Below are 14,422 nucleotides of genomic sequence, written 5' to 3'. Positions count from 1 at the left end.
CCTGACCTCAGTTTTGTTATTTTCTGCAAAAAAATAACAAAAAAACCTCTGGTATGGCAGTACCAGAGGTTTTCTGTGTTTTAATGAATCTTTATTTTCCCATTTTATCGCCCGAACAGCATTATAGCATATAACATTTTAATTTTCAATATTACTTTTTAATTTTTATTATTTAGTTATACCTTTACTGACGGTTTTCACTCATCTTCTTTCTCTTTAATTACATTCAAACTTGATTACTTTTGCATTATTTTTTTCTTATAAAGTAATACTTTTAGATGCATATTGAACTACATTAGGATCGTGCGTTACAATTACTATAGTTTTCCTCATTTTGTTCAAATCACAAGGTATTTTCATAACTATTTCCCTATTCGTTTTACAGTTATCATTCTATTTTCATATCGTTTCTACCATGATTAATGCAAAAACTTCTGAAATTTCTTTCAATCTCCCTACTCTCCGTACACGCGGATCACAGATGACACTTTTTTCACTGCTGTCATCTCTTCAAATGCTTTCAGAGAGTCTTTTACATGGCGTTCTTTTACTTTTTCGGTGATGACTACAATCTCTGCCAGCTCTCCGATCTTCTTTTTCTGGATGATCTGCTCGATGCTGACTTTGCGGTCGCCGAACACGGCAGTTACGGCTGCCAGGACACCCGGCTCGTTTTCTACCAGCATACGCAGGAAGTATTTAGAACAGATGTCATCCATCGCTTTGATCGGCAGCTGTTTGTAACAGGTGCAGCTGATCCTGCCGCAGCACTCATATTGGAGGTTTCTGGCAATATCAAAGATATCTCCGACCACCGCACTTGCCGTTGGAAGTTCTCCGGCTCCGCGGCCGTAGAACATGGCATCATCCACGGCATCACCATGTACAAAAACGGCGTTGAAAGAATCATTGACGGATGCCAGTGGATGTCTTTCCGGGATCAGCATCGGATGGACACGTACTTCGATTCCTTCCGGTGTGTTGCGTGCCACGCCGAGAAGTTTGATCACGCTGCCGGTTTCTTTTGCATAGCGGATATCGGATGCGGTGATCTTTGTAATCCCTTCGGTATAAACATCGTCAAAGGTCACACGGGAATTGAAAGCGATCGACGCCATGATCGCTACTTTTCGTCCGGCATCCAGACCTTCGATGTCCGCGGTCGGATCGGCCTCTGCATAGCCAAGCTCTGTCGCCAGTGCCAGGGCTTCTTCGAATTCCATGCCGTCCTGTGCCATTTTTGTCAGGATAAAGTTCGTGGTTCCATTGACAATTCCCATGATTTCACTCAAATGATTTCCGGCAAGGCACTGTTTGAGCGGTCGGATGATCGGGATCGCACCGGCAACCGCTGCTTCAAACAGCAGATCGCATCCGCTTTTCTTCGCCTGATCCATCAGTTCTTTTCCATCGGCTGCGATCAGGTCTTTATTTGCCGTCACGACCTGTTTTCCTGCCTGCATCGCTTCCATGATATACGTTCTTGCCGGCTCCATGCCGCCCATTACTTCGATCACGATCTGAATCTCGTCATCGTTTACAATCTCCTGCCAGCTGTCTGTCAGCACAGAGGCATCTTCGATTTTCCCGGCTGCTTTTTCCAGATTTCGCACCAGGATTTTCTTGATCTTGATCTCGGTACCGATCTTATGCTGCATTTCTTCTTTCTGCATCTGCAATACTTTATATACGCCGAGTCCGACGGTTCCAAGTCCTAAAAGTGCCACCTGGATTTCTTTGTATTCTTTCATTATGATTTGCACCTTTCTGCTTTGTATTTTGTTTTATTTCTGCATTTTATTTTATTTTGTGATCGCATTTTTCTTTGCGGACCACTTGCTGTAGTAAGTCTTTTTGCCGACTGTCATATAGGTTCGGATCTGTAAATAATATTTTTTCTTTGCCTGCAGTTTTCTGATCTTGGCAGAGCTCTTTTTATAACCTTTTACCCGAACCATTTTAGACTGCTTCATGCTGCTCTTTAAGGAATAGCGGATCTGATAACCGTTAATTCGATTCTCCGGCATTTTTGCTGTCTGCTTTTTCCATTTTACGGTCAGTGCCTTTTTCGCCCTGCCGACTTTTGTAAGATTTGTCCCTTTCGGAAGAATCTTAAATGTCAGTGTTTTGATTCCATATTTTTTATATGCACCGCGGAACGTGATTTTATAAGCATATGTTCCGACATTCTTTCTTCCGGATGCTTTTTCCACCGTAAAGGCAGTGTCCGGCAGCTGATCTCCATGCTTGCCGTAGATCCGTACTTCCGGTGTCTTCACTTTTCCATTGTATACATACTGTTCTTTCGAAAGTTCATACGTTTTCGGTGCGATCACTTTTTCTGTTCCATCGCTGTTATCAGCATTTCCTTTGCTGTCATCAGCATCAAAAGAAGAATTATCGACCGGACGGTCTGCATAATCCGGCGTCGGTTTTGCTTTATTGGTGATCAAAAATTCTATACTCCCATTTGAGACATAATATCTGCCATCCGTCGAGACAACATCATAGTAAATCGTTACATAACCCTCTTGTTTGGTTGTGATCGTTCCGTCTTCGCTGACATCTACCAGACTGCTGTCATAATCGCGAAATACAATTTTGGCATTTTCATTTTTATGGATCGCATATTTCTGAATGGAACGATCTGCAAGAATCTGACCGCTGATCCCGGTCGGAACCGTCAGAACCCCATCAGTCATGGAGTACTGACCCGGTGACATATTCAGTCTGAATGCATGACCGGTCTGTCCAAAATAATACATTGTTCCATCAATATTCTCAAGCGTGTAATTGTAAAGAACGCCGTCTTTTCCGGCGTAAGAATCCCATACCGGATCTTCTTCCCCTTCTTCCGGCGGATACCCAAACCAGCCATTTATATAAAGTCTGGAATTTTCCGGTCTTGGCCTTCCGTCTTTATAATATTGTCCGGATGTTCCTCGAAGCAGCTGACCATTGATATCTTCCTGATAGCCTTCTGCAAACACCGGATAAAAGCGATCATCTGCCCGGATTGAGGACCATCCAACACCCGTCTCATCTTCTCTTATAAATTCTCCGTCGTCGTCTGTCCAGTATGCACGTTTATAAGCATTGATCGGCATGCCATATTGCAGAAGCAGCCATTCCCCATTCTGATAAACCTGTGCCCAGGCATCCAGAGAAATGGATGCAAAGGAAGAATCCACACCCTTTCCAATAAGATAAATCCCCTCCACACCGGAAGAATAATAACCCTTTGCAGCAACTGCTGACGGATCGGTCATGTTATAGTTGCCCCAGAGACCGTCATACATTCTCCACTGTCCGTCTGCATAAATATAATTCCAGGCATGTCCTGTGATATCCGATAACTCTTCGATCGTCCATCTGGTCAGATCTGCTTTCCATCCCTCTGCGACAGCCGCACGCAGACCGCAAAGTCTGGCAAGATCCGCAATCAGCATGGTATCTCCGTAACAGTCACCGGTTCTTGTGTAGAATACCTGCGGAGAATAACTGGATGCACTGGTATCGTACTTGATATTTCTTCCTACCCAGCGAACGATCGCATCGGCTTTCTGCGTTTCTGTCGTGCATCCTTCCGTGATCTTCTGTGCCAGTTTTTTCAGTACATTTTTATCCGTCTGATCCATATGTCCAACATAAAGTCCGCGGTCTGTATTCTTATAAACTGTGTTCAGATATTCTATCACTGCCTGAGCCTGAGCATTTGCAACGGTGCTGGCTTTTGTATTGCTGCGTACCGTCCCGGCATGCTCTTTGTTTTCCTCATAATAATGTTCTTCTGTTTTTTTAATAGAAAGCTCATAGGAAGTGGCATCCTGCCAGGAAGTACAGCGGACATAAAGGATATCACCCTTTTTGAAGTCCTGATAGTTCCGGTTAAAATCCAGTACCAAACCGCCCAAATCCGTCAAACGTCCGTCCCGCAGCTTATAAATATCCACACGTGCCATATTTTTTGCATCCGCAAACCGGATTTTATACCTTCCATCTTCCGGAACGGTATACTGTATCCATTTTAATTCTTCTTTGCCTGAAACAGAAACTTCTGTTTTTCCATCTGCCCCGGATACAGTCACATCGCTTGGAACTTCCGGTCTTGTAATTTCAAGTGTCCAGCTGACATCCAGTCGAAATGTTTCTTTGCTGTCTGAAACAATCTGAATATAATAATCCACGTCCTTGTTCCAGCAGATACTGACGCTCGTACTTCCCTGAACCTGATGTGCCACATCTCCGATCTGCCCTGCCAGTTCGTATCCGCCATCTGCTTTCTTCCAGACTGCTACATAGTAGTCTGTGAAATAATCCTCCGAATTGCTCACTAACAAGTCTTTCCATACATCTTTCGTCGGCTGATAATGATACCAGCCGGCCGGAACCCTCCAGTAAGCACCATCATAATATGCTCTGGTTTCTTTTACCGTTTCCGTACCCCACGGAGCCGCACTCTGTATCTGTGCGGATGCTGACAACTGTGTCTGTGCAGATACCGGCAGAATATTAACCCACACCAGAAACAGGCACAATGGGAGCAGGCAGCATATGATCCGCCGGAACTGTTTTTCTCTTTTCTCTTCCATAAAATTCTTTCCTTTCCTTTTTTCTTCATTATAGCAAGGCCATCTGCCATTCTCAACAAAATTCTATCGTTTTGCCCGGTATTTTTTACGGAGATATCGACCTGCCTCTGACAGGTCTTTTTTCTTCCATTTTCCTGTTTTACTGCTTCCCGGAGCCAATAAGGCACTGGACTCGTTTTTGTTTGTCAAACTCCAGCAGAAATAGCTCACATTTGTCTGATCCAGCCTTTTCAGCCATTTCCCGGTATTTATCGTACTGATCTGACCATTGCCACTCGCATCCGACATGCTCATTATGGCTCCATTCATTTGCATAAAAATGCAGAGAATACATGATATTTTTATAACCCTTGATCGGACTGTCCGCCACTTCGTTGTGCGTTCCGTCCGATCCAAGCTGCGACCATGTCGGCGTGCCTGTTTTTACATTCTCATATGAAACAATAATAAAAACATTTATATAACTATCACTTTTTTAAATGGCAAGGTTTTAAACGATTAAAAGTGATCGTTGAAGGTGATAGTTGTAATATTAAAAAACGCCCCCAAACACAATTCAATTAGTAATACTTACCAATTTTCATTGCATTTAGAGGCGTTTAATCACTTCTCGCTTGGACACATTAGCCAAAAATAGCTATTTATTTGTAGTTAACGATCTGACCGAACTCTTCTTTCAGAGATGCTCCTCCAACCAGTCCGCCATCGATGTCTGCCTGAGCAAACAGATCTGCTGCTGTCTTGGAGTTTACAGATCCGCCGTACTGGATACGGATCTCTGCTGCTGTAGCGTCATCGTATACTTCAGCGATACACTCACGGATCTTGCTGCATACTTCCTGAGCCTGCTCTGTTGTAGCAGTCTTGCCGGTTCCGATAGCCCAGATCGGCTCGTAAGCGATAACGGCTGCTTTTGCCTGATCTGCTGTCAGTCCCTGGAATCCGATCTTAACCTGCTGACGGATGAAGTCCATGGTCACGCCCTGCTCTCTCTGTTCCAGAGATTCGCCGCAGCACATGATCGGTGTCAGGCCATGCTCAAATGCTTTGTGCATTTTTTTGTTGATATCTGCATCTGTTTCTCCGAAGTATCCTCTTCTCTCGGAATGTCCCAGAACAACGTATTTAACGCCTGCATCTACCAGCATATTTGGGGAGATTTCACCTGTGTAGGCACCTTTCTCTTCGAAGTACATATTTTCAGCACCAACCTGGATGTTTGTTCCTTTTGCAGCTTCTACTACAGGAACGATATCGATAGCCGGTACGCAGAATACTACATCAACTTCATCATTTTTTACCAGTGGTTTCAGAGTTTCAACTAATTTTACTGCCTCACTCGGAGTCATGTTCATTTTCCAGTTACCAGCAATAATTTTCTTTCTTGCCATGATCTTATCCTCTTTTCACATATTGTAAAACATCGCCTTCGGCTCGTTTTCGTTAAGTGTTTACTTATCGTTAGCTGCTGCTACGCCCGGCAGTTCTTTTCCTTCCAGGAATTCCAGAGATGCTCCGCCGCCTGTGGAGATGTGGCTCATCTTGTCACCAAATCCAAGCTGGTTTACTGCTGCTGCAGAATCGCCGCCGCCGATGATGGTTGTTGCATCGGTATCTGCCAGAGCTTTTGCTACTGCGATCGTACCTGCTGCCAGTGTCGGGTTTTCGAATACACCCATCGGTCCGTTCCAAACAACTGTTTTTGCTGTTTTTACTGCATCTGCATACAGAGCTGCTGTTTCTTTTCCGATATCCATAGCTTCTTTGTCAACCGGGATATTATCTACAGATACGTTCTCTACTTCGATCGGAGCATCGATCGGGTTCGGGAAATCTGCGGAAACAACTGCATCTACCGGAAGCAGAAGTTTTTTGCCAAGCTTCTCAGCTTTTGCCATCATCTCATTGCAGTAGTCGATCTTGCTGTCGTCTACCAGAGATTTACCAATCTCTTTGCCCTGAGCTTTCAGGAATGTATAAGCCATACCGCCGCCGATGATCAGAGTATCGCATTTCTCAAGCAGGTTGGAGATAACGTTCAGTTTGTCTGCTACTTTTGCACCACCCAGGATTGCAACGAACGGGCGAACTGGATTTTCTACTGCATTGCCCAGGAAATCAATCTCTTTCTGCATCAGATATCCAACAACTGCGGTATCTACATATTCGGTAACACCTACGTTAGAGCAGTGTGCTCTGTGAGCAGTACCAAATGCATCGTTTACGAACACATCACACAGAGATGCCAGATCTTTACTGAATGCTTCGCCATTTTTGGTTTCTTCAGCACGGTAACGAGTGTTTTCAAGCAGAACAACTTCACCGTCTTTCATAGCTTCTACAGCTGCTTTTGCGTTCGGTCCTACGACTTCCGGATCAGCTGCAAATTTTACTTCCTGACCAAGCAGTTCAGAGAGACGTACTGCTACCGGTGCCAGAGACAGTTCCGGTTTCGGTTCTCCCTTTGGTTTGCCCAGATGAGAGCAAAGGATTACTTTTCCGCCGTCCGCGATCAGTTTTTTGATAGTTGGCAGAGCTGCTACGAGACGGTTTTCGTCTGTGATCTTGCCATCTTTCAGAGGTACGTTAAAGTCACAGCGAACCAGGACTCTTTTGCCTTTTACGTTGATATCATCAACCGACTTTTTATTAAGCATTCTTATTTCCTCCTTGTATCATACATACGGATTTTCTAATGTGCATCCTTGCGGAGCCGCTTATTTAGCCGCAGAGTCTTCTCCGACTAAGATAAAAAGGGCCCGGTCCAAAAGACCGGACCCAGATAGGTCTTCTTTGTCTGATTTAACAGATTATGCTAATTCAGAGAAGTATTTGATTGTTCTTACCATCTGAGATGTGTAAGAGTTTTCGTTGTCATACCAAGAAACAACCTGTACTTCTGTTGTACCGTTGTCCAGAGGCAGAACCATTGTCTGAGTAGCATCAAACAGAGAACCATATCTCATACCAACGATATCGCTGGATACGATTTCGTCTTCGTTGTATCCGTAAGATTCTGTAGCAGATGCTTTCATCTTAGCGTTGATTTCGTCTACAGTTACTGTTCCTTCAACAACTGCTGTCAGGATTGTAGTAGAACCTGTAGGGGTCGGTACACGCTGTGCAGAACCGATCAGTTTGCCGTTCAGTTCCGGAATAACCAGACCGATAGCTTTTGCAGCACCTGTGCTGTTCGGAACGATGTTTACTGCTGCTGCACGGGATCTTCTCAGATCGCCTTTTCTCTGAGGTCCGTCCAGAGTCATCTGATCACCTGTGTAAGCATGGATTGTTACCATGATACCGGATTTGATCGGAGCCAGTTCGTTCAGAGCTTTAGCCATTGGTGCCAGACAGTTTGTTGTACAAGAAGCTGCAGAAATGATCTGATCCTCAGCTTTCAGTGTCTCATGGTTTACATTGTAAACGATAGTCGGAAGGTCATTGCCTGCTGGTGCAGAGATAACAACTTTACGAGCACCTGCATTGATATGAGCCTGAGCCTTTTCTTTGGATGTGTAGAATCCAGAGCACTCCAGAACTACGTCAACACCCAGCTCGCCCCATGGGCAGTTGTTTGCATCCGGGAAAGCGTAGATCTTGATCTCTTTTCCGTCAACTGTGATGGAATCTTCACCTGCTGATACTGTGTCTGCCAGTGCATATTTACCCTGTGATGAATCGTATTTTAACAGGTGTGCCAGCATTTTTGGGGAAGTCAGATCGTTGATAGCTACTACTTCATATCCTTCTGCGCCAAACATCTGTCTGAATGCAAGACGTCCGATACGTCCAAAACCATTAATTGCTACTTTTACTGCCATGATTAATTTCCTCCTATTATGTTAAATAGTATGATTGCGGTCTTTATTGTTAAAGATTCCACAACTTTCTTCTATTCTACCTAATTTCTGTAAAAAGTTCAAGTATAATTTCAACGAATTTCTCTGGACATTTGTGTTTTATTCTCATAAACTGGTAACAGAGAGAAAAATCAGGTGTTTTTTCCTGAATTTTGCCGTATTTTGAAAGGAGTTTTTATTTTATGAGATCCGATTTTCATCTTCATTCCTCTTTTTCCGCCGATTCCGACGCCCCGATGCGGGATATGGTCGAAAAGGGTATCTCTCTTGGACTGTCTGCCATGTGTTTCACAGAGCACATGGACTATGACTATATTGACGAAGGGATGGTCTTCGAAGCTGATATTCCTTCTTATTGCAAGACGCTTACCTCCCTCAAAGAAGAGTATGAGCACAAGATTGAATTATTATTCGGCCTCGAACTCGGTCTGCAGCCTTATCTGAAGGAGCGCTGCGAATCTCTTGTAAAGAATTGGGATTTTGATTTTGTGATTGGATCATCCCATGTGGTAAACGGACAGGATCCCTACTATCCTGCTTTTTTTGAGGGACGCACCGAAAAAGAGTCTTATATTTCTTATTTTGAATCGATCATTGAGAATCTGCATACCATGTCCTGCTTTGATGTCTACGGCCATATTGATTATGTCGTCCGCTACGGTCCAAATAAAAATCAGTTCTATTCTTATAAAGAATACAGTGACTGGCTGGATGAGATCATCCGTCTTCTGATCGATAAAGGACTTGGCATGGAGATCAATACCGGAGGCTATGCAGCCGGACTTGGACACCCGAACCCGCACGAAGATATCCTGAAACGTTACCGCGAACTTGGCGGCGAGATCGTCACCATCGGATCAGATGCACATGCCCCAAAACGTATTGCGGCTGATTTTGACCGTGCCTGTTCGATATTAAAAAAATGCGGCTTCCGTTATCATGCGATATTCCGCAAACGAAAGCCGACTTTTGAACCGCTGTGCTGACAATTTGTATGGCATATTTTATACTTAGATAATCGTACCGCCGCCCAGCACGTATCCGTCTTCATAGAGCACCACTGCCTGTCCCGGCGTGATCGCGTGCTGTGGCTCTTCAAAGGTACAGGTAATCTCATCTTCTCCGGTCCGCTTTACATGGCAGTATGCCCCTTTGTGATTGTAGCGGATCTTTGCAAATACATGATCTTCTTCCTGAATATCTTCCCTTGCCATGAAATTTAAATGGTTGGCACGAAGAACCGTCTGACAGGCCTGGGCACGGTTTCCGATCACCACTTCGTTTGTCTGTGGTCGGATCTCTGTGACAAAAGCCCTCTCTCCAAGTGAAATTCCCAGACCCTTTCGCTGTCCGACCGTATAATGGATGATCCCTTTGTGTCTTCCGAGAATTTTCCCGTCCGGTGTCACAAAATTGCCTTCCGGAACGGTCTTTCCGGTATATTCTTCGATAAAGGAAGCGTAATCGCCATTCGGTACGAAACAGATATCCTGGCTGTCCGCCTTATGTGCCACCGGCAGATAAGCTTCTTCTGCCAGTTTGCGGATCTGTGGTTTCTCATAATCACCAACCGGCATGAGTGTGTGGGCAAGCTGTCTCTGTGTCAGGTTATAAAGAGCATAGGTCTGGTCTTTTGCCGCTGTCACAGAATTGCGGATCGCATAACGCCCATTTGGCAGCTTTTCGATCCTTGCATAATGACCGGTTGCAATATAATCCGCCCCAATCTGAAGGCTCCGCTCCAGAAGTGCTTCCCACTTGACATAGCGGTTGCAGGCGATACATGGATTCGGTGTCTGTCCATTCAGATAAGAATCCGCAAAATAATCCATGACATTTTTCCGAAAATCGTCTTTAAAATTCATCACATAATATGGTATACCGATCGTCTCTGCCACTCTTCTTGCATCATCCACCGCACTCAACCCGCAGCATCCACCGTTTTCCTGCTGAACTTCCTCGGCTTCATCCTGCCAGATCTGCATCGTCACACCGACTACATCATAGCCCTGCTGTTTCAGCAGCATCGCTGCCACAGATGAATCGACTCCGCCCGACATTCCAACCACTACTTTTTTACTCATAATCTTTTCCGCCTTACTCCTTTGATCATAAAATCTGCACGCTGTATGCTGATCTTAGTACTCCTCTTCCTCTTCTTCTTCGCCTTCATGGATATCAGACTTCGGCTTTTGCAGTCCTTCGATCTTGATGTGGTGTTTCTCTGCGTAATCCCACAGTGCTGCATGGATGGCTTCTTCTGCAAGCAGAGAACAGTGTACTTTTACAGGAGGCAGTCCGTCCAGAGCTTCCATAACGGCTTTGTTGGTAACCTGCATTGCTTCCTGGATATTTTTGCCTTTTACCAGTTCGGTTGCCATGCTGCTGGTTGCAACGGCTGCTCCGCATCCAAAGGTTTTAAATTTTACATCGCGGATGATCCCGTCATCGTCAATGTCCAGATAAATACGCATGATATCGCCGCATTTTGCATTGCCGACGGTTCCGACACCACTTGCATTTTCGATTTCGCCTACATTACGCGGATGATTAAAATGATCCATAACTTTTTCGCTGTACATAAAAATTTCCTCCAATTTTCTGTTTTGTTTTTCTATCTTTATTCTGGCTTATTTTCTGACTATTTCTGTGCTCTGTACAATCTGATCCTGTCTTTTACTGCCAGATTATTTCTGATTCTTTTTCACGAAATCTTCGTAGAGTGGAGACATGCTTCGCAGTCTTTCGATAATCTGTTTGATACAGTCTACAACGAAATCAATGTCCTCCATGGTAGTCTCTGCGGACAGTGTCAGACGCAGGGAACCGTGTGCGATCTCGTGTGGCAGGCCGATCGCCAGCAGTACATGGGACGGATCCAGAGAACCGGATGTACAGGCAGATCCGCTGGAAGCACAGATACCGTTGTTGTCCAGCAGGATCAGAAGGGACTCACCTTCTACAAACTGAAAACTGAAGTTTGCATTGTTCGGCAGACGGTTGGTTCTGTGTCCGTTCAATCTGGTATAAGGAACTTCCGCCAAAACACGGTCGATCAGATGATCTCTCAGTTCGATCTCTTTTGCGGTACGCTCTTTCATGGTCTTTGCTGCGATTTCTGCTGCCTTGCCGTACCCCACAATACCCGGAACATTTTCCGTACCGGCACGACGTTTACGCTCCTGTGCTCCGCCGTGTACGAAAGAACGGATCTTAACGCCTTTGCGGATGTAAAGGAAACCGATTCCCTTCGGACCGTTCAGTTTGTGTCCGCTGGAACTTAACATATCGATGTGAAGCTCGTCAACATTGATCGGCAGCTGACCGTATGCCTGAACCGCATCGGTATGGAACAGAACGCCGTGTTTCTTTGCGATCTCACCGATCTCTTTGATCGGCTGAATGGTTCCGATCTCATTGTTTGCAAACATAACGGAGATCAGGATCGTATCCGGACGGATTGCTTTTTCCAGTTCATCCACTTTTACGACACCGTTTTCATCCACACCGATGTAAGTGATCTCAAAACCACGTTTTTCCAGATATTCTGCGGTATGCAGGATCGCATGATGCTCGATCTTGGTCGTGATGATGTGTTTTCCTTTGCTCTGATAAGCTTCTGCCGTTGCTTTCAGTGCCCAGTTATCTGCCTCGGAACCACCGGCTGTGAAATAAATCTCATTTTCCTGTGCTCCCAGAGTCTCCGCGATCGTTCTTCTTGCATTTGAAACTGCTTTTTTGCTCTCGCTTGCAAACTCGTAAACACTGGACGGGTTTCCGTAGTATTCTGTAAAGTACGGCAGCATAGCTGCTACTACCTCTTCTGAAGTCTTTGTTGTTGCTGCATTGTCCAAATAGATCAATTTCTTCATATTTACCTCCTGATGCCGCCTGCGGCACAATCTCAACACTTTCTCTTTGTGTCTGCTTTATCCTGCGAATTTATATACTGACCGGACTGCTCCATCTCTCGTTTCCGCTCCTGGCTTTTCTTTGCTTCTGCCATCAGCTCCTCAAGCGTAATCTCATCTACTGCTTTCGCAATGCTGTCGTTGATCCTCTGCCAGACCAGTTTCGTCACGCAGAAATCAGAACTTTCACATCCGCCCTCAGGCTTCAGTCCCTGACAGTCCACCGCTCCAAGCTCTCCTTCCAGAGCCCGCAGTATATCTCCGACCGAAATCTCGGCCGCAGGTTTCGCCAGACGGTAACCGCCCTGAGCACCTCTCGTGCTCTTGATCAACCCTGCTTTTTTTAATTTTCCCGCAAGCTGTTCCAGATAGCTCTCAGATATGTTCTCACGCTGTGCAATGCAGCTGATGGATACAGATTCTTTCTCACTATATACCGCCAGGTCAACCATCGCCCGCAGTCCATATCTTCCTTTTGTAGATAATTTCATGCTGCCCTCCCATATTGTTTCATGCCGGAATCCGAAATTCTTCTGATCGCGGCGCCATTTTCTGGATTAATTCCGAGTGTTTCGCTGGGATTTGCTTCGAATATAGCACCGCATTTCCGTTCTGTCAAGTACTTCCTCCGAATATATATAAGAAAAAATGGAATTTTGTGCTTATGATCCAGAAACATCCGCTCCTGAAAAGCACCGCCATCCTGACCTGTGCCGGTATGGTCAGCCGCATCATCGGTTTCTTCTATAGAATATTCTTATCCAAGACAATCGGTGCGGAAGGAATCGGCATCTATCTTCTTCTTTTTCCGGTCCAGACCCTGCTGTTTTCCCTGACCTCATCCGGAATCCAGACTGCCATTTCCCGCTTTGTCTCTGCAAGGCTTGCATCGAACGACAAAAAAGGAGCCAGAGACATCCTTCTTTGCGGTATGATGCTCTCTGTCCTGTTTTCCGGGATTGCTTCTTTTTTTCTTTATCAGAATGCGAATTTTATTGCCGTCTCTCTGCTGCATGAGGCACGCTGCAGCTCCCTTCTGAAAATTTTAAGCTTTACACTGCCTTTTGCCGGTGTGCATGCCTGCATCATCGGATATTATACCGGGCTGAAAAAAGCCGCCGTCCCTGCCATCTCCCAGCTGGTCGAACAGACCGCCCGCGTTGCCTCTTCGTTCCTGTTCTGGCAGATCATGGTGGAAAAAGGAATCCAGGTAACCCCTGTACTTGCCATGTATGCTATGCTGACCTCGGAGATCATCGTGGTTCTGTATACCGGAACCCGGTTTCTGCTCCACCATCCGTCTTCTTTCGAAAAAGCATGTCCGTTTTCCGCACACAGTATCCGGGAAATCCTTACTTTTTCGCTGCCCTTAAGTACAAACCGTGTCTGTTTAAGTCTTCTGCAAAGTGCTGAATCCATCTGTATCCCGCTGCGACTGCAGGCTTTTGGCCTTGCAAAATCTGCAGCACTTTCTTCTTACGGAACACTGACCGGAATGGCTCTGCCGCTTGTTTTTTTTCCTTCGGCAGTCACAAACGCCCTCTCTGTTATGCTGCTGCCGGCTGTCTCCGAATCACAGGCTGGAAAAGACCGCAAAGCGATCGCAAGACTTTCTGTCCGCACCGTCCAGAGCTGCCTGCTGCTTGGCATCCTCTGTACCATTTTCTTTCTGGTCTTTGGAAATCTGTGCGGAATCCTGCTTTTTGACAGCAACGAGGCCGGAACTTACATCCAGATCCTCTCCTGGCTCTGTCCGTTCCTCTATCTTGGCACAACGCTTGCCAGTATTTTAAACGGACTTGGAAAGACCTTTCTTGTCTTCCTGTCAAATATGGCTGCACTTTTTATAAGATTTTTATTCGTCTGGTTTGTCATTCCTTTTTCCGGTATCAAAGGCTATCTGCTCGGACTGCTTTTTTCACAGCTTCTGCACAGCCTGCTGTTGCTTTTCTGCCTGAACCGCAGTTTATCCTGAAATGCTGCCAGGTTTCTGTAGTCTGCTTTTTGTATAAAAAAACATTTCCCGAACATACTAACTTCCGAGGCACAAAAACAT

Annotated in this window: 11 protein-coding genes and 1 pseudogene; 2 read left to right on the top strand and 10 right to left on the bottom strand. The window is 45.4% G+C overall.

Translation table 11 applies throughout. The features are described from left to right. Positions 1–455: 455 nt before the first annotated feature. The 6 genes from ACLTL4_RS03015 to gap all read right to left on the bottom strand — a co-directional run bounded on the left by ACLTL4_RS03015 (position 456) and on the right by gap (position 8,416). Positions 456–1,751 (bottom strand): homoserine dehydrogenase, encoded by a 1,296-nt coding sequence (locus ACLTL4_RS03015; protein WP_147631804.1) that lies wholly within the window; start codon positions 1,749–1,751, stop codon positions 456–458. 51 nt (positions 1,752–1,802) lie between these two features. After that, positions 1,803–4,592, bottom strand: a complete 2,790-nt coding sequence (locus tag ACLTL4_RS03010; RefSeq protein ID WP_412290991.1) for a transglutaminase domain-containing protein — start codon at positions 4,590–4,592, stop codon at positions 1,803–1,805. A gap of 139 nt (positions 4,593–4,731) precedes the next feature. Beyond that, the gene (locus ACLTL4_RS03005; RefSeq protein ID WP_412320212.1) at positions 4,732–4,962 is read right to left on the bottom strand and encodes a hypothetical protein; all 231 of its coding nucleotides are present in this window, start codon (positions 4,960–4,962) and stop codon (positions 4,732–4,734) included. 271 nt (positions 4,963–5,233) lie between these two features. After that, entirely contained in the window at positions 5,234–5,983 is a 750-nt protein-coding gene (tpiA, locus tag ACLTL4_RS03000) for a triose-phosphate isomerase (protein WP_147631802.1), read from the bottom strand. Between the two features lie 60 nt (positions 5,984–6,043). Further along, positions 6,044–7,249 (bottom strand): phosphoglycerate kinase, encoded by a 1,206-nt coding sequence (locus ACLTL4_RS02995; RefSeq protein WP_173866427.1) that lies wholly within the window; start codon positions 7,247–7,249, stop codon positions 6,044–6,046. Between the two features lie 153 nt (positions 7,250–7,402). Then, positions 7,403–8,416, bottom strand: coding sequence for a type I glyceraldehyde-3-phosphate dehydrogenase (gap, locus tag ACLTL4_RS02990; protein ID WP_147631800.1), 1,014 nt, complete (start codon positions 8,414–8,416; stop codon positions 7,403–7,405). A gap of 221 nt (positions 8,417–8,637) precedes the next feature. Here gap and ACLTL4_RS02985 point away from each other — a divergent pair, with 221 nt between their 5' ends. Beyond that, positions 8,638–9,441 carry a histidinol-phosphatase HisJ family protein gene (locus ACLTL4_RS02985; RefSeq protein WP_412290995.1) on the top strand — a complete coding sequence of 268 codons (804 nt, stop codon included), beginning with the start codon at positions 8,638–8,640 and terminating at the stop codon, positions 9,439–9,441. A gap of 24 nt (positions 9,442–9,465) precedes the next feature. On the opposite strand, the pseudogene mnmA reads toward ACLTL4_RS02985, so the two are convergent. The 4 genes and pseudogenes from mnmA to ACLTL4_RS02965 form a co-directional block, all read right to left on the bottom strand. Beyond that, positions 9,466–10,545, bottom strand: a pseudogene (gene mnmA / locus ACLTL4_RS02980) (tRNA 2-thiouridine(34) synthase MnmA); the annotation flags it as partial. A 48-nt stretch (positions 10,546–10,593) separates the two neighbouring features. After that, complete coding sequence (gene nifU / locus ACLTL4_RS02975; protein WP_022119933.1) at positions 10,594–11,037, bottom strand: Fe-S cluster assembly scaffold protein NifU; 444 nt, start codon at positions 11,035–11,037, stop codon at positions 10,594–10,596. A gap of 105 nt (positions 11,038–11,142) precedes the next feature. Further along, the gene (gene nifS, locus ACLTL4_RS02970; RefSeq protein ID WP_022119932.1) at positions 11,143–12,327 is read right to left on the bottom strand and encodes a cysteine desulfurase NifS; all 1,185 of its coding nucleotides are present in this window, start codon (positions 12,325–12,327) and stop codon (positions 11,143–11,145) included. A gap of 32 nt (positions 12,328–12,359) precedes the next feature. Then, entirely contained in the window at positions 12,360–12,857 is a 498-nt protein-coding gene (locus ACLTL4_RS02965) for an RrF2 family transcriptional regulator (RefSeq protein ID WP_147631797.1), read from the bottom strand. Positions 12,858–13,030: 173 nt separating this feature from the next. Here ACLTL4_RS02965 and ACLTL4_RS02960 point away from each other — a divergent pair, with 173 nt between their 5' ends. Continuing rightward, positions 13,031–14,341, top strand: coding sequence for an oligosaccharide flippase family protein (locus ACLTL4_RS02960; RefSeq protein WP_412320211.1), 1,311 nt, complete (start codon positions 13,031–13,033; stop codon positions 14,339–14,341). Positions 14,342–14,422: the final 81 nt, after the last annotated feature.

It is taken from the genome of Hominisplanchenecus sp., from assembly GCF_046967715.1.
In the GTDB taxonomy this organism is placed as follows: domain Bacteria; phylum Bacillota; class Clostridia; order Lachnospirales; family Lachnospiraceae; genus Hominisplanchenecus; species Hominisplanchenecus faecis.
Note: the sequence above shows the minus strand (reverse complement) of the source record. Positions and strands in the feature narration are given on the sequence as shown.